General features: G+C 35.1%; 25 protein-coding genes. 3 read left to right on the forward strand and 22 right to left on the reverse strand.

The features are described 5' to 3' along the window. Nucleotides 1–111: 111 nt before the first annotated feature. The 17 genes from J6L97_RS09560 to J6L97_RS09640 form a co-directional block, all read right to left on the reverse strand. Nucleotides 112–1,290, reverse strand: a complete 1,179-nt coding sequence (locus J6L97_RS09560) for an IS256 family transposase (RefSeq protein WP_005728142.1) — start codon at nucleotides 1,288–1,290, stop codon at nucleotides 112–114. Between the two features lie 175 nt (nucleotides 1,291–1,465). Then, entirely contained in the window at nucleotides 1,466–2,893 is a 1,428-nt protein-coding gene (locus J6L97_RS09565) for a flippase (protein WP_057726391.1), read from the reverse strand. A 7-nt stretch (nucleotides 2,894–2,900) separates the two neighbouring features. Then, the gene (glf, locus tag J6L97_RS09570) at nucleotides 2,901–4,010 is read right to left on the reverse strand and encodes a UDP-galactopyranose mutase (RefSeq protein ID WP_057726389.1); all 1,110 of its coding nucleotides are present in this window, start codon (nucleotides 4,008–4,010) and stop codon (nucleotides 2,901–2,903) included. 30 nt (nucleotides 4,011–4,040) lie between these two features. Further along, nucleotides 4,041–4,994 carry a capsular polysaccharide synthesis protein gene (locus tag J6L97_RS09575; protein WP_143436816.1) on the reverse strand — a complete coding sequence of 318 codons (954 nt, stop codon included), beginning with the start codon at nucleotides 4,992–4,994 and terminating at the stop codon, nucleotides 4,041–4,043. Continuing rightward, nucleotides 4,988–6,151: a hypothetical protein gene (locus tag J6L97_RS09580; RefSeq protein WP_057726385.1), complete on the reverse strand. Its 1,164-nt coding sequence runs from the start codon at nucleotides 6,149–6,151 to the stop codon at nucleotides 4,988–4,990. The genes J6L97_RS09575 and J6L97_RS09580 overlap by 7 nt, the downstream gene beginning before the upstream one ends. A 4-nt stretch (nucleotides 6,152–6,155) precedes the next feature. Further along, entirely contained in the window at nucleotides 6,156–6,920 is a 765-nt protein-coding gene (locus tag J6L97_RS09585; RefSeq protein ID WP_057726383.1) for a DUF4422 domain-containing protein, read from the reverse strand. Between the two features lie 26 nt (nucleotides 6,921–6,946). Then, nucleotides 6,947–8,074: a glycosyltransferase gene (locus J6L97_RS09590; RefSeq protein ID WP_057726381.1), complete on the reverse strand. Its 1,128-nt coding sequence runs from the start codon at nucleotides 8,072–8,074 to the stop codon at nucleotides 6,947–6,949. 32 nt (nucleotides 8,075–8,106) lie between these two features. Then, nucleotides 8,107–9,111 (reverse strand): glycosyltransferase, encoded by a 1,005-nt coding sequence (locus J6L97_RS09595; protein WP_057726379.1) that lies wholly within the window; start codon nucleotides 9,109–9,111, stop codon nucleotides 8,107–8,109. 24 nt (nucleotides 9,112–9,135) lie between these two features. Next, nucleotides 9,136–10,215 (reverse strand): glycosyltransferase, encoded by a 1,080-nt coding sequence (locus tag J6L97_RS09600; protein WP_057726377.1) that lies wholly within the window; start codon nucleotides 10,213–10,215, stop codon nucleotides 9,136–9,138. After that, the gene (locus J6L97_RS09605; RefSeq protein ID WP_057726375.1) at nucleotides 10,208–11,332 is read right to left on the reverse strand and encodes a glycosyltransferase family 4 protein; all 1,125 of its coding nucleotides are present in this window, start codon (nucleotides 11,330–11,332) and stop codon (nucleotides 10,208–10,210) included. Before J6L97_RS09605 ends, J6L97_RS09600 begins: the two co-directional genes overlap by 8 nt. Continuing rightward, nucleotides 11,332–11,982 carry a sugar transferase gene (locus J6L97_RS09610; RefSeq protein ID WP_054832902.1) on the reverse strand — a complete coding sequence of 217 codons (651 nt, stop codon included), beginning with the start codon at nucleotides 11,980–11,982 and terminating at the stop codon, nucleotides 11,332–11,334. Before J6L97_RS09610 ends, J6L97_RS09605 begins: the two co-directional genes overlap by 1 nt. A 105-nt stretch (nucleotides 11,983–12,087) precedes the next feature. Beyond that, entirely contained in the window at nucleotides 12,088–12,858 is a 771-nt protein-coding gene (locus J6L97_RS09615; RefSeq protein WP_057726373.1) for a tyrosine-protein phosphatase, read from the reverse strand. Beyond that, nucleotides 12,858–13,643: a CpsD/CapB family tyrosine-protein kinase gene (locus tag J6L97_RS09620; protein ID WP_057726371.1), complete on the reverse strand. Its 786-nt coding sequence runs from the start codon at nucleotides 13,641–13,643 to the stop codon at nucleotides 12,858–12,860. Before J6L97_RS09620 ends, J6L97_RS09615 begins: the two co-directional genes overlap by 1 nt. A gap of 14 nt (nucleotides 13,644–13,657) precedes the next feature. Then, the gene (locus J6L97_RS09625) at nucleotides 13,658–14,536 is read right to left on the reverse strand and encodes a YveK family protein (protein WP_057726369.1); all 879 of its coding nucleotides are present in this window, start codon (nucleotides 14,534–14,536) and stop codon (nucleotides 13,658–13,660) included. Nucleotides 14,537–14,558: 22 nt separating this feature from the next. Then, nucleotides 14,559–15,611 (reverse strand): LCP family protein, encoded by a 1,053-nt coding sequence (locus tag J6L97_RS09630; RefSeq protein ID WP_054832899.1) that lies wholly within the window; start codon nucleotides 15,609–15,611, stop codon nucleotides 14,559–14,561. A gap of 176 nt (nucleotides 15,612–15,787) precedes the next feature. Continuing rightward, nucleotides 15,788–16,060, reverse strand: a complete 273-nt coding sequence (locus tag J6L97_RS09635; protein ID WP_013086891.1) for a Txe/YoeB family addiction module toxin — start codon at nucleotides 16,058–16,060, stop codon at nucleotides 15,788–15,790. Beyond that, complete coding sequence (locus J6L97_RS09640; RefSeq protein ID WP_054832897.1) at nucleotides 16,057–16,320, reverse strand: type II toxin-antitoxin system RelB/DinJ family antitoxin; 264 nt, start codon at nucleotides 16,318–16,320, stop codon at nucleotides 16,057–16,059. Before J6L97_RS09640 ends, J6L97_RS09635 begins: the two co-directional genes overlap by 4 nt. Nucleotides 16,321–16,430: 110 nt before the next feature. Here J6L97_RS09640 and J6L97_RS11260 point away from each other — a divergent pair, with 110 nt between their 5' ends. The 3 genes from J6L97_RS11260 to J6L97_RS09650 all read left to right on the forward strand — a co-directional run bounded on the left by J6L97_RS11260 (nucleotide 16,431) and on the right by J6L97_RS09650 (nucleotide 19,010). Continuing rightward, nucleotides 16,431–16,556, forward strand: a complete 126-nt coding sequence (locus J6L97_RS11260) for a hypothetical protein (protein ID WP_255404450.1) — start codon at nucleotides 16,431–16,433, stop codon at nucleotides 16,554–16,556. Between the two features lie 143 nt (nucleotides 16,557–16,699). Beyond that, entirely contained in the window at nucleotides 16,700–17,965 is a 1,266-nt protein-coding gene (hflX, locus tag J6L97_RS09645) for a GTPase HflX (RefSeq protein WP_057726367.1), read from the forward strand. A gap of 16 nt (nucleotides 17,966–17,981) precedes the next feature. Continuing rightward, a complete protein-coding gene (locus tag J6L97_RS09650) occupies nucleotides 17,982–19,010 on the forward strand; it encodes a CAP domain-containing protein (protein ID WP_057726365.1) in 1,029 nt (342 codons plus the stop codon). Nucleotides 19,011–19,448: 438 nt separating this feature from the next. Here J6L97_RS09650 and J6L97_RS09655 read toward each other — a convergent pair whose 3' ends face one another. From J6L97_RS09655 to J6L97_RS09675, 5 genes are all read right to left on the reverse strand, one after another. Further along, entirely contained in the window at nucleotides 19,449–19,868 is a 420-nt protein-coding gene (locus J6L97_RS09655; RefSeq protein WP_054832896.1) for a DUF7679 family protein, read from the reverse strand. A 380-nt stretch (nucleotides 19,869–20,248) separates the two neighbouring features. Further along, the gene (locus tag J6L97_RS09660) at nucleotides 20,249–21,142 is read right to left on the reverse strand and encodes a C40 family peptidase (RefSeq protein ID WP_005718198.1); all 894 of its coding nucleotides are present in this window, start codon (nucleotides 21,140–21,142) and stop codon (nucleotides 20,249–20,251) included. Between the two features lie 169 nt (nucleotides 21,143–21,311). Continuing rightward, entirely contained in the window at nucleotides 21,312–22,055 is a 744-nt protein-coding gene (locus J6L97_RS09665) for a C40 family peptidase (RefSeq protein WP_005726403.1), read from the reverse strand. Between the two features lie 268 nt (nucleotides 22,056–22,323). Continuing rightward, on the reverse strand, nucleotides 22,324–22,875 hold the full coding sequence (locus J6L97_RS09670; RefSeq protein ID WP_023488183.1) for a C40 family peptidase: 552 nt from the start codon (nucleotides 22,873–22,875) through the stop codon (nucleotides 22,324–22,326). Between the two features lie 172 nt (nucleotides 22,876–23,047). Next, the gene (locus tag J6L97_RS09675) at nucleotides 23,048–23,590 is read right to left on the reverse strand and encodes a guanylate kinase (protein ID WP_057726362.1); all 543 of its coding nucleotides are present in this window, start codon (nucleotides 23,588–23,590) and stop codon (nucleotides 23,048–23,050) included. Nucleotides 23,591–23,627 lie beyond the last annotated feature (37 nt).

Here is a 23,627-nt window from a genome sequence, read left to right on the forward strand (position 1 = left end):
TCATTTTTTATAAATTTTTGCTTTCTAATTTTGTCGAAATCGAAAAACAGAAACTGTCAAATCTTTTGTGTAAATAGATCTTTCTCGTAAATTGATTTTTTAATTATTTATTTAATCAAAGTAGGATTCTAAGGTGTCCTGAACCTGACCAAAGCCTTTATGAATTCGATTGAAATAACGGTCATTGTAGCTCATTGCCTGGATGCCAATAAATGCATCAAGCGACTGTTCAGTTGGAAATTCTGCCTTAGGCTTAGCTTTACGCTTGATGACGTTGTTAAAGGATTCAATCATATTGGTTGAATAAATTGAAGCTCTGATTTGTTTGGGATAATTGTAGAAGACTAGCAGATCGGGCTCAATTTCCTTCAAACCTTTGATGACATGGCTATAAGCTTTATTCCATTTGGCATAGAATTTGTGCAAGACAGCTGCAGCTTCTTTTTTGCTTGTCTGTTGATGTATCTGCTTGAATTCGTTCATGATCTTTTCACGATCGTCGACGCGTACTTTAGCGCAGATATTGCGCATGACATGAACCAGGCAGCGTTGAAAATGAGCTTTAGGATAAGTCCTGGCCAAGGCTGTTTTCATGCCAACAACACCATCAGAAAGAAAAAGCTCAACTTGCTTCAAGCCTCTGGACTTCATGTTTTGAAGCATCTCTGTCCAAACTTCAATGTTCTCACTAGGAGCAATGCAGTAGTCAATGACTTCCTTATGTCCATTAGGTTTAATGCCAATGGCAATATATACTGCTTCACGCTCAAACGTTTCTCGGCGCAAAGGAAGGTATGTCGCATCCAAATAGACACAGAAAAACTTGTCGCTTAGCTTGCGCTTGTGATAAGCCTCAATCTTGGGGAGCATCTGCTTGGAAATATTTGATACTTGAGCTGGACTATAATGACTGCCATACATTTTCTCAATCAAGTCAGCGATTTCTCTGGTAGTTACGCCTTTGGAGTATAGCTTGATAATCGTGCTTTCCAAAACATCAGAGTGCTGCTTGTAGTCAGGCAGCGTGTGCTGATGAAACTGACCGTTGCGGTCTCGAGGCACTTGCACTTCAATTGGTCCAAACTGGGTATCAACCTTGCGGAAATAAGCACCATTTCTAGAATTGCCAGTATTCCAGCCATTTCTGGCATAGGGATCATAGCCTAGAAAGGCAGTCAACTCAGCTTCTAGCAAGTTATTAACAGCCTGTTGTAGCTCTTTGCGCAATAAATCATTTATTTTGTCTGGATTGAATAGAGCTTGAGCAAAATCTTTGGTAAAATCATTCATGAAGGAGTTCTTCTTTCTGTATGTGTTTTTTTGTTCAAACCAATCATACGAGAAAGGAACTCCTTTTTCTAATGTTTAAAGAAATAAATTTAAGGAATCATTCATCCTTACACAAACTATTTTACAGTCTCTTTTTCCTTAAAAAGGTAATTTCAAATCTTTTTCTTTTATTATATTATTTCTTAAACTTATTAGTAATCAACTTCTTAGCTTCATCCACAATAGGCGCTCTCAATAACATCACCATAACGACATAGATTACAACACCAACAATAACTTCAAATCCCATCATTAACCAAGAATCTTTCAAGTGTGTATTCATCCAAAAAACTGGTAAAAACATTACTACACCGGAGACCAAATACTTCCATAGGCTGTTAAATAGAGTCCTATAGCTCAATAAACCACGAACCGCAATCAATTGATACAAAGTAACGCTAATTTCAGACAACACAGTTGACCACATAGCACCATTCAAACCATAAAAGTGAATTAATGGGAAATTTAAAATTATGTTTACTATGGCACCAACTGTAACAGAAATTGTAAATTGCTTCTGATGGTGAATCGGTAATAGGTACTGCACACCAAGCGCATTACTCCAAGCAATCATCAAAATTACAATTGATTCAATCATCATCGCCGGACCAACAGGTCCATAACCAGGACCATAATATTTTGGAGCTAATGTTAAGGAAATTGCTGCTAATCCAAACATCATAGGTATTGCCACAGCAGACACAAAATCAAAAGACTTATACAACATCTGATTTACCTTCTTCATGTCACCATGCGATACCGCATTGGCTACGTGTGGCAACATGACCGTACCAGTTGCTGTCACTAAAGCCAAAATCAACTTCACTAAACTATCAGAATATTGATAGTAACCAGATGCTGTTTCATTAACCATGATACCCAACATCGTACGATTCAATTGTACATAAACTTGAGTAGCTATTTGCGGTATAAAAAGCTCGACCATTGGTAGAAAGTGAATCCACGGATTTAGACTTCTAATCTTAACCTTAGGCAAATCCCGATAAATATCCGGCCACAAAGTCAAATTGCCTAACAGTGTTGATAGTGCCAATACTACAATATATAAAGTTACATCATATGGTCCTTTGATAAAAAGGAAGATTGCAATCATCGATACAATCTTCACTAAAGAGTTTTTTAAAACCGTAACTTTAAAGTTTTCAACACCTTCGTAGAACCAAGAAATGTCAAATGCTACAGCAATTAGATTAAGCGATTGTGCCACCATATAATCAAATTGACGTGTATAAAAAATCAGAAAAATTTCAAAAGCAATAATTGACACAAGCGTCATTATTGTTTTAACTATTTGAATTTCCCAAAAAGTCTTGGCCATTTTAGGTCGATTATCACGAACGTAGGCTATCTGACGATTCCCATAATATCCAATACCCATGCTAGCAAACAGAATAAAATATTGAATAATAGAATTGGTAAACGCATTTGCACCTACACCTTCAGGTCGAAGTACACGACTAACATAAGCTGAGGTAATAAGTGGGACTATTATTGCTAATACTTGATAACCTACATTATAGAGATAATTTCTAATGACCTTCATTTAAAACCTATTCACCAAATTCGTTATTTACTGCATCGAGTGCAGCATCAATTACCTGATCCATATTGTAATACTTGTATTGACCAAGACGACCACCAAAGATTACCTTGTCTTGTTTCTTTGCTAATTCAGCATATTTAGCGTACAAACTATTATTTCTGTCATTATTCACTGGATAATATGGCTCGTCTCCACGTTTCCAATCAGCTGGATATTCCCGGGTAATAATTGTCTTATCTGGATCACCTTTACCGAATTCAAAATGTTTGTGTTCAATTATACGAGTGTAAGGAATTTCAGCTTCAGTATAGTTGATCACTGCATTACCTTGATAATTAGCAACATTCTTTTCTTCAGTTTCAAAGCGAAGCGAACGATATTCAAGTTCACCTAACTTATAGTCAAAGAATTTATCAATCATACCGGTATAGACAATTTTGTCATAGTTACTAAGATACTCTTCTTTATCATCAAAGAAATCAGTATTTAATTTAACTTCAATATTTGGATGATCAAGCATCTTTTCCACCATTTTTGTGTAACCATCAATAGGAATACCTTGGTAATCATCATTGAAGTAATTGTTATCGTAAATCAATCGCACTGGAAGACGCTTGATAATAAAAGCAGGCAATTCAGTACATGGTCTACCCCACTGCTTTTCTGTATAACCCTTGATTAACTTCTCATAAATGTCACGACCAATTAAAGAAATAGCTTGTTCCTCAAGATTTTGTGGTTCCTTTCCTGCCATTTCTTGTCGTTGTTCATTGATCTTAGCCATAGCTTCTTGCGGAGTTCTTACTCCCCACATTTCGCTGAAAGTATTCATATTAAATGGCAGATTATACATATGTCCTTTATAGTTGGCAACAGGACTATTAGTATAACGATTAAATTCAGCAAATTGTTGTACATAATTCCATACTTTTTTATTTGAAGTATGAAAGATATGAGCACCGTATTGGTGAACTTGAATTCCATCTACTTCTTTAGTGTAAATATTACCTGCAATATGGTTTCTTCTTTCAATTACTGTTACTTTGTTTCCACGTTTTGCTGCTTCATGTGCAAAAGTTGCACCAAAAAGACCAGAGCCAACTATTAAATATTTCATGAACATATCTCTCCAATTAACATTCTAATATTATAAATCTATGTTTTTTAACAGATCAGTAATCAAATTATCTGAATCTTTTAATAATCTTCGATTAAATTTATAGGTTGTTTTTTGGCAGCTGAACCAAAGATTACTATCAAATTTATGTAGTATCTCTCCATAATCTTTACTACCTAACTTAAAAGCGAAAAGATACGGATGCCAATTACCTTTACACCTATTTTGATAATTATTAAAAATTTGCTTATTTTTATAAAAAAAATGGGCCATGGCATCATCTGTTAAAAAATAATCAATAACAATATCATGAGATTCAAAATACGTATCATAAAATAAACACATATATTCAAATAAATTTGAGTTACTTTTTCCACCCAAAAACCAACTTTGCCATTTACCTAACGAAACATAATGATACTCCCTTTGCTGCATGCAAATTGAAATAAAATCTTCCAATCTATTCTTCTGAATAAATTGTCTAAAAAAAAGATTTGATAATATTAACGTTGAATCTATCCAATAGCCACCATTGTCTCTTAATAAATTAAATCTGACTATATCACTCCAATGAGTAAAAGAAATTTTGTTCGATTTTAATTTTTCTTCTATATTACCCGAAATCTGTGTAAACTTTTTATAATTTTTCTTAGTTATAACTACTACATTTTCTTTCCCAACCATATTTTGTAAGCGAATTATATTATTCTTCACTAATTTAGGAGCGCTTTCAATTCCCTGCCACCACATTATCCAAAATATAAATGGAATTTTTTCCTTTTCATTTTTTTCTTTTATAATCAATCTCAAATATTTTTTATCACTTTTCTGAAAGTCTTTATTTAAGCAACTAAAGATAAACTTGTGATACAAACTATATAATTGTTCATCTAATGGTTTTATACTTACCTTACTTAATATTTTATTTAAACTTTTTATAGCTAGCCTAATAAATTTATCCTTCATTTTTTTCAAACCTAACACATTACTACATGTCTATATGTTTGCCAATTCCAATAAAATAGCATTATTAAAGAAAAAATTACACTTGAATATTTATAAAAATAAATAATACTATAATTTAAAATATTATTTTTATATTCTGAAAATAAAAACATCTTTATTGGTATACTTAAAAACAATAATAAGAATATCGATCTTAAATACACCTGTACACTTAAGCAGGAACCTATTGTAAATAAAATTGCTATCATATAATATTGCAAATAATTTTTTGAAATTAATTTTTTGAAATTGCATTTACAAAAAATTAGCAATTCCAATATTAATGATACCAACAATAATGTAGAAAACAATATTTCTGGAAAATCTGAATATGCATTATAGGTTGTTTGACCAAAAAGATAGGTTTTTGAATCATCATTTATAAAATAAGTAAAACTACTAAATAACTGTAATATTTGTGGCAATAATACTGTATAAGTAGCTGCACAGACAGCTAATACCATTCGGATTAATTTGCTTTTTAAAATAAAAATTATTCTAAATAAAACAAATGGCAATGCAGCTGGATGTAATCCTATAGCTAAACAATAAGCTAATATACATAATATTTTTGTTCTAAATTTATAAGAATTAAAATCAATGAAAACAAAAGTCGCTAATATAATATAAGATAAAAAGTTACGAACACCTTCTATTTCAAAAAATATATTAAATGACATAAGTATTATGAATTTAACAATTAAACTTATTTTATTCGAAAATTTATAAATTTTTTGTACTTGAATAATTAATAACGACATTAGGAATAAAAATAATAATATATTACAATAAAAGAAAACATTATTATTTCGAAAGAAACTATATAACCATACATATACAACTACAACTGGTTGACCTGGATAATATCCTGAGGAATTTAAAGCCCAGTTTAAACCACCTGAGATCCCATAAATATTATTAGCTCCCCTAAATAGATTTAACATTGTAGCAAATCTAACGCTGTCCCATACACTAGGTATTGCAGTATTAATAAAATAAGCAGGAATTGCAATTAATATGTCTAAAAAATACAAAAAACAAGGGCTTACATATTTTAAATGTATCCAAAGACTACTAATTAGGAATGTAACTATTAAAATTGAAATATATGAACTACCAAAATTATTAAAAATCATTTTTCTACTTTATCGCATTATATATTTTCTTAAGTTTGTTCTTAATCCTTTTATTAACTGATCTTTTATCTGTAAAAGCTACAGGTAATTCCTTAATTTTTACTTTTTTATGCTTTATCCAGATATTGAATAATCTTTCGGCAGCAAATCCAAACATTCGTTTGTTATAATCATTATATCTATTTAAATCAACTGTTGGTTCCAATAAAAATAAAATAGAAAATAACCATTCACAATATTTATCAAACAACTCTTTCCGACAAATTAACATATTAAAAAGATATTCATAATTTTGATAATTTATTTCATCGAAATCATTCAAATATTCCGGATATTTACCCTTTATTATTTCTCTTATTGAACTCCATACTAAAGGATCATGTGAATAACAAAATTGCTGTCCGACTGTTTTATTATTAAGAAAAGAATATTTTTTTGGTACTAAAATATCATATTTTTTTAGATACTTTTTCACATCATCCTCATTTATTAATTCTTTTCGTTTACCATTATTTTCTTTTATAAAATATCTTCTATAATGATCTATACCGATTACATCATCTTTATAATTTTTCCAAATCCAATATAACCCAGTTAATTCACAATAACTTTGATTTTTTAATGAAATATTTATATCAGTATTATCCTTTAATGCTCCTGTATTACTTTTATTTCCATTCTCTACACCTACAGTTAAAGTAACATAAATATCCGGTACATTTTCAAATTTATTTTTATATGGTTTATGTGCAATAACAAATATTTTCAATTTTTTCTCCAAATATACTTAATGAATTAACCAATTATTAGCCGTTGTACTTTATCAGATTCCAATCTTATATCAAAACCCTTTTCTTCAAAATTCCTTTCTATTTTTTTATTATTTTCTCTTTTCAATTTTTTATGCAAATATAAACTCAAGATTTCATTAGCCCAAATCTCAGGATCATCTTTTAAACTCAATAATTTTAGATTATTATTGATTATTGATTGTTTCGGTACCACTGCCTTATTTACAATCATAGTTATACCATTTGCTTGTGCTTCTACTGCTGTTAACGGTAAACCTTCATATAACGATGTAAGTAGCAAAAGATCAAAAGAACTATACCAATCATTAACATTTTTTTGTACACCCGCAAATATTACGTTTTTTTCTATTTTTAGTTCTTTTACCTTTTTGCGTAATATTTTTTCATCTTCTCCTTGACCTAACAAAATCAATTTTGAATTAGGTATTTTCTTTGATAGCTTTTGCATGATTTTCAAAGAAAATATTTGATTTTTTTGTTGAGTCAACCTGCCTACATTACCCAAAACTAAAGAATTATTTAAATCATATTTATCACGAATTTTTCTTCTACCATTCAAATTAAATTCAAACTCTTTTACATTTATTGCATTGTTGATAATCTTAACTTTATTATATAACTCTGGAGGAAATAACCATTTTTTAGCATTTTCTGAGCATGCCCAAAAATCAGTCCCATATTCAATTATTCTTTTTTTATTTATTTTATGTCTAATATTATCAATTACGCCCACTTTGCTACTCCATTTAGAATTATGGCTATGAATAATTATTTTAGGAACTTGCATCTTTTTCGCTAATTTAATTAATTCTATATTTTTCAAATCTAAAGTATTAAACCATATACAATCATAGTTCGGAAAAATTTTTCTAGTAACGGTCTTAAGTCTTATAAAATGCCTTACAGGATTTTTCTTTATTGTGGGCATATTTAGTATATAGATTCTTCCTCCCCATGCTTTTATCCTATTTTCAAAAGCTAACGGTTCTGGATCATTTCCCAAAATATCTACTTGTATCTTTTTATTATCAAATTGACTACAATAATTTGTAATAAATCTTTCTATTCCACCTGGATTACTTCCATATCCGACTACCAGAATCTTGTACATTTCAAAGTCCTATTCCATAACACATTATATTATTAATTCTTAATAGAGTTTATTTTTTTTACATTTTTCTTCAATTGAACATACTTTTTTATCAATTTTAACCAACTATGTTCAATCGCAGCTATTTTTAGTCTATTAAACGCTGATATATTTTTATTATCAGGTTTAATTTTATATATAAATTTTTCAAAAAATTTTTTATACTTTTCTGCTTCTTTATAGCTGTTATCAACTATATGTGAATATATTTCAAAAATATTTTTACAATATTCGTTGTCAATATTACTACTTATATTTTCTAAATTATTTGAATCTATTTTTTGTAGAATATTTTTACGTAAATTCCATATATAATACATGTCATCAAGATTATTTTTTAACTTTAATTTTTCTCTTTCTACCCCCGTACTATAGCTATATAAATAAACATACAGAATTTTATCTATATATATTGTACTAGGATTTGATAATAGCAATTTAACAATGAAATCTAAATCCTCACCATTAACGTGAGATGTATCAAAATATATATTATTTTTCTGTAAAAATTTTCGATTATACACCTTAGAAAATACCCAATTTAAAATTCCATTTTCTAGTGTTTTTTCTAATAATTGCTTACCTTCAAATACATTATTGCTGATACAATTATTTAGTATTACTTTATGTGATTTATTATAATCAACATTAGTTTTTTGTACATTGAATATGACTAAATCACATTGTGAACACAAATCTTCACTTGATATTATTGGACATATATAATCATCCGCATCTACAAAAGTAATGTATTTTCCCTTAGCCTTTTTTATTCCAAAATTTCTAGCTGCACTTACACCTGAATTATCTTCATAATAATAATTCAATCCATTATTAATACAGATTTCTTTATATATTTTTCCCATATTTGGTGAAGATCCATCATCAACCACAATAATTTCATATGTAATATTCTTTACTTTAAGGATTGATGAAATACATCTTTTAAATTGTTCTTCCGACTTATTGTAAAGGGGGATAATAAAACTCAAATCCATATTTTTTCTCTTTCATACTTTACATTACGATTCAAATATTTTTTTAAGAAATTGCGCCGAATTCTTCATATCAAAGCCAGCTACTTCTATTTTCCTTCCAACATTCTTTCTAACAACAGAGCTCTGAGCTATATTCCTTAAATTAGTCTCCCATTCATTAATATCTGATAAATTAATGAATTTAACAAGATTAGTAACTTTTACTTCTTTAGAAACATTAGCTGATAATAATGTCTCCAATCCACTTGCCTGCGCCTCTATTGCAGCAACACTCAGTCCTTCCCACAAAGATGGCATTACAAAAACATCACAAGCTTGTAAAAGATTGGCTATATCATGTCTAGTACCTAAAAAAAGCACTCTATCAGCTAATCCCATATTTTGAACACTTTTTTGTATCTCAGGCTTTAAAACGCCATCACCTATCAATATTAATACAGCATTAGGATCATCTAATTTCGAAAATATTTTAAGTAGAAATTTGTGATTTTTTTGCTCTCTAAAAGCACCAACATGTCCTATTACAAACTTACCTTTTAGTCCTAATTGTTCTCGCGTTTTAACTCTAACTTCAGGATTATAAACATAATCTTGAGTAATTATACCATTTTTTATAATTTTTACATTTTTACTTTGATAATCTTTACCAAACATCCACTCTGCTGCAGTATCCGAACAAGCAAAGCGATAATCACTTAACTGGCATAACTTTTTTCTATTGAATTTATGCAGCACAATAGCAATTTTAGAACCGCCACTTGGACTCGTATTATGTGAATGAACTATTAATTTTGCATGTGAATACTTCTTCACCATAACTGGCAATAAAATATTTGCCGCAGAATTTTTATGCACATATACAAAATCATAATTATTTTCTTTAAGTAATTTTTTTACAAACTTAGAATATTGTAGGGGATCAGCGGGTACCTTGTAGATTGTTACACCTAGTCCTTTTAGTTCGTTCTCTAAATACGGATTGTTGCCTTTCATCAACATATCAAAATGGATATTCGTCATGTCCATTGACTTGGTTAAATTCAACAAAAAAGATTCAATACCACCGATATTAGATTGAAGTTCACTATGTAATACTTTAATCATTTAATAACCTCAAATACATTTGAATACTTTCATGAGTTAATCTGATAGCATTGTACTTTTCATTTACTATCTGCTCAGCATTATTGATCAATTGTCTTATTAAGCTAGATTCATCAAATAATTCATTTACAGCTTTGGAAACTGCTTCAAAATTATTTTTCCTTACTAAGATTCCATTTTCATTATTCTGAATAATATTTGGAATTGCATCAATATTAGTCGCAACTATAGGTACACCACAAGCCATATATTCTGGAAGAACTAAACCAAACCCTTCCCAACGTGACAGCAATGTTCCTACATTCATAATTTTCATATACGATGCAGGACTATCAACCCAACCAGTAATCAAAAAGCTACTATCTAATCCATCTTCATGAATCATCTTTTTAATTTGATTGCGAAGTTCACCATCACCTACTAAGATGAAATAAGCATTCGGAATTTCTTCTTTAATCAATTTAGCTGCTTTAACAAAAGTATCAGGCGCTTTCTGTTCCGACAATCTGCCAACTTGTCCAACAATAAAGGCATCTTCAGGAATGCCGAGTTCTTTTCTAGTTTTGGACTTAGTATTCTTTATTTTCTCTAAATCAATACCATTATAGATAACCTGCAACTTGTTCGATTTACAGATTTTCTCTCTTAAAGCTGACTCTCTTTCAGCATCTGAAATACATACAATCTTATCGCAAAAGTGGGCTGAAATTCGCTCAACCCATTTATACATTTCTTTTTTCTTAGGAGATTGTTGCATATTAAAAGCCCAACCATGAGGATTATAAATCACTTTATTATTAATCCCTAAGTCGGCAATTCGAGCTAGTGCACCAGCTTTACTAGAGTGAGCATATATAATGTCAGGTTTGATTTGCTTAATATAATGACGGATAGCTCTAACTGATTTAATATCAGCCTTGCTATCAATTTGATGTGCCATTTTAATCACAATTACTCGATCAGCTAACTGCTTTATTCTTTCATAATCGTAATTTTGTGAACAAATCAGTATATTCTCAACTTGATTATGGTCAGTGTATTTAAATAGAGTTTCTAAGTATCGCTCTACTCCACCTGCAGCTTCTGCAACATGGAGAACGCGGGTTTTCTTTTTCATCAATACGCTCCATTAGGATGAATAACCACCCCAATTGTCTTAATAATCAACTTAAAATCTTCCCACAAGCCGGAATGGTTGATATAAACAATATCAAGCCAAACCATTTCGTCGAAGTCCGCTTCACTGCGGCGTGTTACTTGCCACAGACCAGTACAACCTGGCATAACTAGCAAACGTTGCTTGTCATAATCAGTGTACTCAGCTACTTCACTTGGCAAAGGTGGACGAGGGCCGACTAATGACATGTCACCAATCAGCACATTCCAAAGTTGTGGCAATTCATCAAGACTGTACTTACGAATCGTGTGACCGATCTTGGTAATTCTTGGATCATTTTTGATCTTGAACATTGCTCCGTCAACTTCGTTTTCGTCTTCTAGTTGATCTAGCATTTGGTCAGCATTCACAACCATTGAACGGAACTTCCACATCTTGAATGGCTTTTCATACTTACCAATTCGCTCTTGTGAATAAAAGGCCGGGCCACCATCTTCATGTCTTATTTTTATTATCAGAAATAAAAATAACGGAGACAGTAAGATTAACCCAAGTGCACTAGCTAGTATATCAAATATACGCTTAATCGTATGATACACTGGACGTCCCTTAACTTTTGCCGGATTAACCTGTAGCTTCTCCATTACCATCATATTCCTCTTATACTCTAGTCTCTGATCTATTAAATACACTCTCTGTTAATATTACCACGCTCTATGCAGCTTAGATGCAAACTTGCATATTTACATCAAAAATTAAAATAACCAGAACTTCTTTTTCTGCTTCAATGGGTGCCAATCCATCTGAACTGGGTCGCCATTGATGATACTTCTAGCATTATCTTGCCACTGCTGAGCTAGGTCTTGACTGAATTCTTGACTCATCTTTTTATAAGCTTCACTCAATTGATACTGCCGTCTTGGCAAGTCGTGTGCGTCGCTGGCAAAGGTACATCCCTGCCCCGCCGCAATCAACTTACGCGACATCTCTTCAATCTTCTTGCCAAAAATTCCAGTATAAGAACTAGCAGTAATCTGCACCAAGCATCCTTGCTCCAGCATCCCTTGCAAGATCTCGGGTTCCTTCAAGATGCGGCTATTGCGCTCCGGGTGCACGATAATCGGCGTCACCCCGCGCTGCATGATCTTGAAGATCGTGTCTTGCGCATAAGTTGGCACATCTTCACTTGGAAATTCCAACAGCATGTAAGTACCGTCTTCATCACAGAACAAGATGTCATCGTTATCAAGCGCATCAATCAAGTCTCCCGACAAACGAACTTCCTGTCCGGGGAAGACTGTCAATGGGATCTTAGCTTCATCTAACTTTTTTTGGTAAAGATCAGTTAGCCAGATAATATCATCTTTATGATTCGTATAACGCCCATTCAGTGTATGCGGCGTACAAATTGCATGCGTTACGCCATCTTTTACCGCAGCCTTGGCTAACTTAATTGAAGTGTCCCAATCTTTTGAGCCATCATCAATGCCAGGCAAGATGTGGCAGTGAATATCGACTAAAACCATTATTGATCGTCACTCTTTTTTCTACCGAACAGGCCCTTTTTCTTCTCAGCGCCATATCCATAACCATAGCCATACCCGTAGCCGTAACCATAGCCACCGTTTTCAGCTCTAATATCGTTCATAACGTAGCCTAGAATTCGAGCCTTAGCAAACTTCAGCATTTGCACAGCTCTAGTAATCCCAGCCTTTTGCGTAACACCTTGACGTACTACTAGAACTACACCATCAAGGTGACTAGCCAATTCTTGCGTATCAGACACTTCAAGAACAGGCGCCAAGTCAACGATAACCATATCGTAATGTGACTTAACCAATTCAATGAAGGTTTCCATTCTACGTGAACCAATCAATTCAGCTGGGTTTGGTGGAATCGGACCAGAAGTCAAGATTGACAAGTTTTCAATTCCACTTTCTTCAACCACATCATTTAAGTTGATTTCGTCAGCTTCTGAAGTAAGAACAGTTGTCAAACCAGTATTGTTCTTAACGTTGAATGTACTGTGCAAAGTTGGACGACGCAAGTCGGCATCAATTAATAAAGTCTTGCGTCCTGCTTGGGCATAAGTAATCGCCACGTTAGCCGTGACAGTTGACTTACCTTCACTAATGTTGGCTGAAGTAAAGGCTAAAGTATTAATTTCTTCATCAACTGCCATGAAGTTAATGTTAGTTCTAATTGTTCTAAATTGTTCAGCTACCGCACTACGAGGATCAGCAACTGTGATTAATTGGGCACCATGCTTAATCGTATCATCGGTACCACGTTTTTTTCTAAATAATGACATTCGCTTCTCCTTTCCTATACTCGACGGCTTCTACGCTTAGGGCCATTAGAATTCTTATTCTTTTTTCTAATGACAAATGATGATGACACATGGAAGTGTGACACTTGACCCAAGTCAACTAAACCTAAGGTGTCAGTCAAGAATGCATCATCCTTAACTGTAGTGTCAGACATTTCACGAATTAAGACTACTGCGAAACTTAAAACCAAGCCAATAACAAAGCCAGCCAAGGTAAAGAGCTTCACATTAGGTGATGATTGACTACCATCAGTTGCTGGCGCAACAATCGTAACGTTGTTAATGTTCATGATGTTAGGAATTTGATCTCTGAATGAACGCGCTACAGCGTTAGCTTCAACCTTTGCCTTTTCAGGTGTATCTGCAGTAGCAGAAATTGAGAAGACCTGTGATTGTTGTTGGGTATTAACTGAAACGCTCTTAGCTAATTCGCTAGTAGAAACGCTGTAGCTCTTACCGCTACGTTCAACTACTTCTGGTTGAGCCTTTCTTACTAATACTCGGCGGCCCTCTTCATTAGTTCTGTACTTAGCAGGTCTAGCTTTTCTAACTACACGTACAGGGTTAGCCAAACGATCTGATGCGTCCTTCAAGATAACGTGACTAGTTACAATATCCTTATAGGTAGTAACCATTTGCATGTTAGCTTGTTGAGTATTATATGCCGCATTCGGGTCATTCTTGTTAGCCTTTTGGTTAACCAAGATCTGTGCATTAGAAGTATACTTTGGTGAAATAATAAAATTAGCGACGCTCCAGCCGACTAAAGCCAGACCGACACTCCAGATAATCAGTGCCCAGATGTGGCGACGGCAAATTTGTAGCAATTGAGTAAGATCAATTGTATTTTCAGTTTGCTTTTGCTCTTGTTCCATTTACCTTTTCCTTTAATAACGATTAATGATTCATAATATAGCTGGCCTTGTTAGCAGCTACCTTAACATGTGGCAATTCTAGCGCCGTTCTGATCTTGTCAGAAACTCGTTGACGCTCATCTTTACTTACCACTTCAATTTCCATTGTGCCAAACTTAGGGTTTTGCGTTTCTTTACTTACACCCTGAGCATGATCTTGAGAAAGATTGTTAGTGGCTTTTCTATAATCCATAGCAATCTTGTACATTTGATTCATGGTCAAGTCAGTTTGCATCTCGCTAGAAATGGAATTCAAGAAACTTGAATTAAGCAAAGTTGAAGGTGAAACAGACTTCTTAAGCAAGGCCATAATTACCAAGCGGTCACGCTCTTGTCTACCATAATCCTGACGAGGGTCACCATGACGAAGTTGGGCAAATGCTAAAGCCTTTTTACCATTCATATGATAAGTCTGGCCTTTGACAAAGCTATAACCCATATTGTTGAAAGTTAATGGAGAAGTTACATCAATTCCCCCAACTTGGTCAATTGCCTTCTTCAAACCACCCATATTGATCATGATGTAGCCGTCAATTGGAACACTGTAATATTTATCAAGTGTCTTAATTGTTTCGCTAACCCCGCCCAATGTATAAGCTGAGTTAATCTTAGTTACACCATATTGTGGGTAATCTGGGAAGATTGCGTTTGAGTCACGTGGAATTGAGACAATGCTTGTACTATTGGTCTTAGGGTTGATCGACATCATCATGATGGTATCAGTTCTACCCTTCCAGTGACGACCCATGGCACCAGTATCTGTACCTAATAATAGGATATTAATTGGCTTTTTCTCATTCAGCAAATTATCAAGAGTACGTCCTTTATTACTCTTGGTAGTCTTAGCAACGGGAGTGTACATATTCTGCGTCGTATCACGCAAATTCTTGTAGATCACCCCGCAAACAAAAAGACCGACTACAATGATCACGCCAATAACAATCCAAAAACCGCGCCAGAACTTACGGTGACGACGGTGGTGATGATGGCGATGACGATGTATCGGTTTATTACTTGATTCTGCGTTATTTTCCATTTTAATCCTCTTAATCCTATAATCGTTATTATTATATACTCAAGAACCCATTTTGACCACCCTTAAAAGGTTTACATGCGGCAAATACTTTGAGTAGAAATGAAAAATGCATCCCTCAAAAATGGAATGCATTGATGCTGAATCATTGTATTTACTATGTATGTTTATTCCTTACTCTAACTATTTTTTCGATAATGTGATTTACATTCAATAATTGTAAAATTATTATCTTCCTCAGGAACATATACTAAACGATCAACGTCATTAATTCTTCTCGACCACAAACCTGACAAATCACCTTTTAAAGGCTCTGGTTTACCTATGCCTTCGAATAATCCATCGCGTTGAATAGACTTAATTAATTTATTGATTCGTTTCAGCGTCTTCTTATCCTCTGTTTGCCAATTTACATACTCATTCCAAGCTTCATCTTTCCATCTGACAGTCATCCATCATCCTCCAGAAGCTTGTGATGAGAAATTGAAGTCCCCTTTTTATATTCTTCATACCTGGTCTTAAGTACATTCATATTTTCATTACTGTAAAAAGGACTTGCTTTAACTTCAAATGGAATTTTTCTTTCATTAACTAAAGCTTTCGTAGCTATGTTAATCCAAACCGAAAAATTCAATCCCATATCCGCCAATAATTCTTCAGCCTCGTTCTTTAATTCAGGATCCATACGAGCTGTAATCTTTGTATCTTTCATTGTTGTTATCACCTTGCCTTACATTGTACTTACATTGTATCATATAAATAAGACTAAACTAGCAAAAAGCATCTACAACTATGTTAAGTATTGATAGGAGTTGATTAATTATGCTAAATATTGAAGAATCAATTAAAGAATTTGAAACATATTTTCAAGGCAAGCCTAATGAAGTTGAAGTAGTTACACGAACTATAGCAGTAGTGAATAAGAAAGATCAGCATAAAAATAAATAATTCTACTTGCATCCTTCAAAACACATCTTACGAGTGGTCATTTGACCGCTTTTTTTCTACCTCTTTCCAATCAATTCGACTTCTTTCCTTATTATATGGATCTGTAATACAATAAACTTAACAACAAATAACGAGGTGTTTTTATGATTGATAATCAACCTAAAAAGACAAAAGCATATATCGCGGGCGTAAACTTAAACGACCCAAACTTCGACTACTACATGACCGAGCTGGCCAACTTGACTGAAGCCAACAACATGGAAGTAGTTGGACAAAGTTTTCAAAATGCAGAATCAATTGTCGCTGGGACCTACCTCGGTGTCGGCAAAATCAATGAAATTAGAACTATGGCTCAGGGATTGAAAGCCAAGGTATTAGTCTTAAATGATGAATTGACACCGGTCCAAATCCGTAACTTGGAAAAATTAACCAAGATGCGAGTAATCGATCGGACGGAATTGATCCTTGAGATCTTTTCTAACAGAGCGCGTACCAAGCAAGCTAAATTGCAGGTACAGCTAGCACGATTGCAATATGAACTCCCCCGCTTGCATCCCTCCGAGAACAACTTGGACCAGCAGCGTGGTGGTGGCTTCGCTAACCGTGGTGCCGGTGAAAGTAAACTAGAGTTGAACCGGCGGACAATTGGCAAGCAAATTTCAGCCATCAAGAAAGAATTGAAGGCTGTTGCCGGCCAGGAAGAAATCAAAGCGGCACGACGCAACCAAAGTCGCATCCCTAAAGTCGCTCTCGTTGGCTACACCAATGCCGGTAAATCAACCACAATGAACGGACTATTGCGTGAATTTTCTAAAGAAGGAGCCGACAAGGAAGTCTTCGTTAAAAACATGCTTTTTGCTACGCTAGATACTTCCGTGCGGCGGATCGACTTGAAAGATAACTTTAGCTTCATTCTGTCTGACACTGTCGGTTTCATTTCCAAACTGCCCCACAACTTGGTTGAATCCTTCAAGGCTACCCTGCAAGAAACGCGTGATGCTGATTTATTAATCAACGTTGTTGACGCCTCTGACCCGAACATGGTGCAAATGATTCGGACAACGCAGAACGTTTTAGATGAAATTGGCGTTAAAGGAATTCCGATGATTACCGCCTACAACAAGGCTGATAAGACTGATCGCAATTACCCACAGATCGAAGGCGACGACATTCTTTATTCCGCCATCGATCCAAAATCGATCAAACTACTGGCCGACTTGATCACCAAGCGCGTTTTTGCCAACTATGAAAAGTTTGACTTGATCCTGCCACTAAGCGCGGGTAAGGAACTGGCTTACCTGCATGATCACGCCCAAGTTTTACGTGAAGACTACCAAGACGATGGCGTACACATCGAAGCGAACATCGCGCCCGACGACCAAGGACGCTTCCGTCAATATTTGGCCTAACTAGACTAGGAAAAATATGAAAAAACATAATCTGCTGTTCCTTTTTGCTCTCACATTTTTGTTAGTTCCTACTAACACGCCTGTAATGGCTGCTAAATATAGTGCTAGTGAGGCAAAAAAGGTGCGCACTTTTCAAAAAAGCTATCATCGTTTGAGCCAGAAGAATTACGATCGGATTTCACTTTTTGCCATGCAGCCAAATTTTGGTATTCCTTTTTCAGCGGGAGTGCTTGACCCTGATTACATCAAAACTTCAATGGCTTATGTCAATTATTACCGCTCATTGGTTGGACTGCCTGATGACGCTAACTATGCTAATGACAACGTTAACGCACAACTTGGTGCTGCCGCGCTAGCTTCAGTTAACGCGGAGCAAAATCTGCGAGCCCATGGCTTACAAGGTTACGTCAAGCCTGGCTACATCAGCGATACTGACTGGGACACAGCGGAAAATACCACATTGGGCAATATCAATTTTTCAGAATCAACTAGCGGAACTACCGCTGGCGAGATCGTCACCGATCTGATACGTGAAGATAATAATATTGCAGGTAATGGCAACATCGGTCACCGCGGCATGATCCTGTCGACGCGAGCCACCCGAATGGGAATTGGTGCTGCTTATGGCACTGAAAATAATGTCTTGTATTCTGTTGAACATGGACTATTTGCTGATGATATTTTGCGTCAGCCTGTGAAAAGCCGAATCGTTTATCCAGCTGCCGGCGTTTTTCCCTACGAATTAGTTGGTGGTAAAACGCCATGGTCTTACTCAACAACCGAGCGAATTTCTGGTCAGCCGAAAATTTACATCACGGATTTGACCACCAAGAAAAAGCGGCAAGCGACACAGGTGCGCAACTTCGGCACCACTTTTTACGGTGACGGCTACACAACAACGATCACTTACCGACCTGGCAAAACCAAGTTAATCAACACGCACAAGTACCGTGTACAAATCGGCAAACATTATAGCTACAGTTTCAGATTTTTCAGGCAAAATAGCACATTGAAAAATAAACAGATTGTAAAGCATCGAAAATGAAATACGTTGATATGCAAAACGGCTCAAGCAGTTGTACATCCTGCTTGAGCCGTTTTAGATAGTAACAAATATTGTAGTCTGTTCAACAATCTTCATGTAAAATAATATTTAGGTCTATTGTAGCGGTTAGCTACCGCTAAGACTTAGTAACTTTAGCATGGCTACACACCCCTCGATCAATTCTTAAGTTATGGAGGTGGAAGCTATGCATAAATTGGGTAGACTGGAGAAGTAGGCTTCCAAATGATTGCTTGGGCTATCGCTATTGCGATTGTGCTGAATGCCTTAGGCGTTTTCGCTATTCGTTTGGCTATTGCGTATGCGATAACAAAAAAAGCTAATCACAAGGATTAGCCGAAACAACAGTCATCTTAAGTTACGATTGGAGTTAGCGACTGGTACTCGCTAGCTCCTTTTCTTTTATTATTTTAATATGATTTAGAATTTATTGCAATGTTTAGAAGCGCTTATTCTACGCCAATGACGTAACGCATGATGAATCAATAGCTTGTTATACCAAGCATAATTGTGCTTCATATAATTATAGGCGGTTGTAAAATTTTCCAGTTGGCTAGCCGCAATGAATTGATTGCGTGTCCAATGCCAATCCTGAGTAGGATAATATAAAATTTTCACTCGGATTACCCTTCCTACTGTAATAATTGCCTGATCATGATGATAACGCGTGCGAGCAACATTGAGGTAGCTACCAATTAAAGTATTGCGCCAGTATCGATTATGCAGATAATTTTTCTCCCAAAGCAAGGCCTTGCGCAATACCTTAGAAATGCAGTACCATTCGCGTTTGCCGTTAGGCAATTCAACCAAACACCAAAGATATTGGTGTCTCTTCGCCATTCAATCCACCCCTTCTAATTAATATCGGCTTTAATTATACCGCTACTAGCTATTCAGTTAGAAAATCAATAATGTCAGAAAATATTAGGTCATGATGTCAAATCTATTCAACTGACATCATTTGTCCTAAGAACGCATTTACCGCTTGCTTAATATACTCGCTGCAAAGGTGAGTATACTGCGTTGAATTTCTGGACATGGCTCTGCTTAAACGGTCTTGATGGGTGTCATTTTAATCCCTTCTTTAATTTTTGCCATAATTTTCTCCACACTGAAAACTATGGCAAAAAAGTAGAATTTTTCAGTCTAGAGAAAACTTTTATCAATACAAAAAAGCAAGCGCATTAATCGCCTGCCTAAAAGTATTCAAAATTACTTCTCTATAGCACTCTCTTAGCAATCGATGGTGTAAAGTAACTCGATACCGTTTGCAAAATAGTACCTTGCTCCGGTGTTGCTGCGTTTACATATTGATTGTTTCCTACATAAATTGCAACGTGGTATGGAGCTGTCGTTGAACCCCAGAAGACTAAGTCACCTGGCTGCAAGTTGTTCAATGAAACAGTTTGACCAACCTTAACTTGATCATAAGTTGTTCTTGGCAAGTTAACGCCGGCCGCTTTTTGGTAAACATATTGTACTAAGCCAGAACAGTCAAATGAATCCGGACCTTCTGCACCCCAGACATAATTCTTACCTATCTGTTGTTTAGCTAGCGCAACAATTGAAGCGGCCTTACTAGTAGCTTGCGTTGAAGAAGTTTGGTTAGTATTTTGGCTAGTCTTCTTGATTGCCGTATTAACAATTTGCTTAGCCTTCTTCACCTTAGCTATCTTTTCAGCCTTCTTCTGAGTAGCCGTTTTAGTAGCTACTGCCGCTGTCTTCTTATTAACAGTAGTCTTTGTCTGCTTAGCTTCCGTTTTCTTAACAGTTGGTGCTTGCGATACTTCTGCTTTTTCTCCAGCAGTAACATCTACGGTATAACGCGCTTCAATCCATTCACGCGTTCCAACCTTGTACCACAAGTTGCCCTTCTTATCGAGTGCAGTCTCAGCTACATTCCAGACCGTGCCGTCCTTAGCACGGTAGCCCATGAATTGACCATTCTCATAGTTGGTCCAAATATTCAGGCTCTTACCTGGTAAATAGCTAATCTTAACTTGCTTAATCGCAGTAAAATTAGCTGCACGAACAGTTTTCATTGATGTGATTGCGGAAACACCCGTAACGGTCAGGGCTGCAGCCGCTCCCACTTTAAAAAAATTATGTTTCATAATTGAATCCCCTTGGTAGCGAAACAGGTGAAAACTTTTCACCTAAAATTACCCACTCTTACTATGTAACGCCTTCATTATTGCATGTCCTACCTCAAGAAGCAAATTGGAACATTACAATATTACAAAAAAGACGGATCACTGGAATCCGTCTTCATTACTTACTATCTTAATTTAAAACACGCTTAGCAACACTTGGGTAGAAGTATGAACTCAAAGTTTGCTTGATTACGCCTTGACCTGGTGTAGCAGCGTGGATGTATTGGTTGTTACCAACATAGATACCTACGTGATATGGAGCACTTGCACTACCCCAGAAAAGCAAATCACCCGGTTGAAGATTATCCATAGAAACGGTTGATCCTTGCTTAACTTGATCATAAGTAGTTCTACCCAACTTCACGCCAGCAGCGTTAGAGTAAACATATTGTACCAAACCTGAACAGTCAAAACCGTTAGTTCCTGTACCACCCCAAACATAGGACTTGCCTAATTGTGCTGAAGCCAAAGTAATAACTGCTGAAGCATCACCAGTTGCTTGAACTGACTTCTTAGCCTTTTTAGCTTTCTTAACTGCTTGAGCCTTATCTGAACTAGCATCAACAGTATATTGAGCTAAAATCCATTGGTTATCACCAATTTGGTACCATGTACGGCCCTTCTTATCAGTCTTGGTGTCAAAAACATTCCAAGTAGTACCATGTTGAGCACGTTGACCAGTAAAGTGGCCACCATTGTAGTTGTCCCAGATGTTAATTCCATAACCTGCAATGTAGTTAATCTTTACTTTGGTAGTAGCAGCTTGAACAGTAGCATTAGTTGAATCTGGCTTGATGACATTTACTGCAGCTACACCGGTCAGAGTTAATGCAGCAGCTGCGGTAACTTTTACGAAATTGCTCTTAATATTCATCAAATTCTCCTATATGTTTTCACTATATATATAAGCATTCTTAGAATTTATTACTTAAGCTGGTAACGAAAATATTAATTCATCGAAAAATCTTTAAATTTCTTTAACGTATTTAACAAAATCTATAATAATGTCCTAATGTTACAGTAGTGTTACAAAAGTAATACTGATTTAATAAATATTACGTTTCCGTCAAAAAGAAAAATAGCTAGGGAGATTTCCCTAACTATCTTAATTAGATATTTTATTTTTAGGAAGACTAACGCAATTAGTCGATTACACGCTTAGCTGATGATGGGTAAAATGAAGCTAAGGTTTGTTGCTTAACATTTTGACCAGGAGCTGGAGCGTGAACAAACTTGCCGTTACCTACGTAGATACCTACATGGTAGTTACCCCAGAATAATAAGTCACCCTTCTTAAGCTTCTTAGTTGAAACTGAAATGGTCTTACCAAGAGTAATTTGACCGTAAGTAGTTCTTGGCAAAGTCTTGTTAATAGCATTCTTGAAAACGTAAGTAGTTAAGCCTGAGCAGTCAAAACCGCTAGGACCAGCAGCACCGTAAATGTAAGGCTTGCCGATTTGCTTCTTAACAAGCTTAACAACTGCATTACGCTTCTTAGTAGCAGCTGATTCTTGCTTAACTGAACTTGAGTCAGGTTTAGTAGTTTCAAGATCTGAAGTTGAGTTGTTAGTAGTTACAATAGTGTTTTCAACGTCATCAGCGTGAACAGTTGATGGAACATTGATAGCTGAGATACCGGTAAAGAATACTGATAAAGCTGCGGTGTATTTTACTAAAGTACGTCTAAAATTCAAAATTAATTGTCTCCTCTAAAAATTACTAAATTGTTTTTTTGATTTCTTAAATCAATTGACGTTTTATATAATACCGATTGAATGTTACACGAATGTTTCAAAAGAGCTACCATCGCGTTAAGAAACCTTATTAAAAAACACATTTTATGTAAAAAAGGGAAGACCCAAAAAGCTAGCGAAGCTTTGCTATCAGTGCATCGAGAGCACTTTTGGTCTTTGTTAAATTGTCGTTAATTAATATATGAGCGTAATTTTTCAGATCAGCTGGCAATGAATTTAATTCACTACCACTAAGTCTTTCTTTAATCTTACTTGGATCATCACCGCGCTTGAGCAAACGCTCTTCTAGCTCTTTTTTGGTAGATGTTGTTATATAAAGGAAATAGACTTTGTCACCCAATTGCTGAATATAGGTATAAACGCCTTTGATATCGACAATTAGAGAAACTAAGTCACTTTTTTTCCAAGCTAAATTCAATGCTTCACGACTTGAGCCATACTGATAAGATCCATACTTAATATGTTCAAAAAAGTGCAGCTGGGCAAAAGTTTCATCGGTTTCAAAATGATAAGAAACATTCTGCTCCTCGCCTGATCGCATCGGCCGCGTGGTATGCGTTAATACGCGTGGAATACCATATTTTTCAGTTAAATATTCTGAAACAGTCGTCTTGCCAGCACCACTAGGTCCTGCAATAAGAATTATTTTTTTCAAAACCTGATTCTCCCCACTTGAAAATGTTGCTTTTTTA

Origin of the sequence: Lactobacillus crispatus (genome assembly GCF_018987235.1) — a bacterium.
Taxonomy (GTDB): Bacteria; Bacillota; Bacilli; order Lactobacillales; family Lactobacillaceae; genus Lactobacillus; species Lactobacillus crispatus.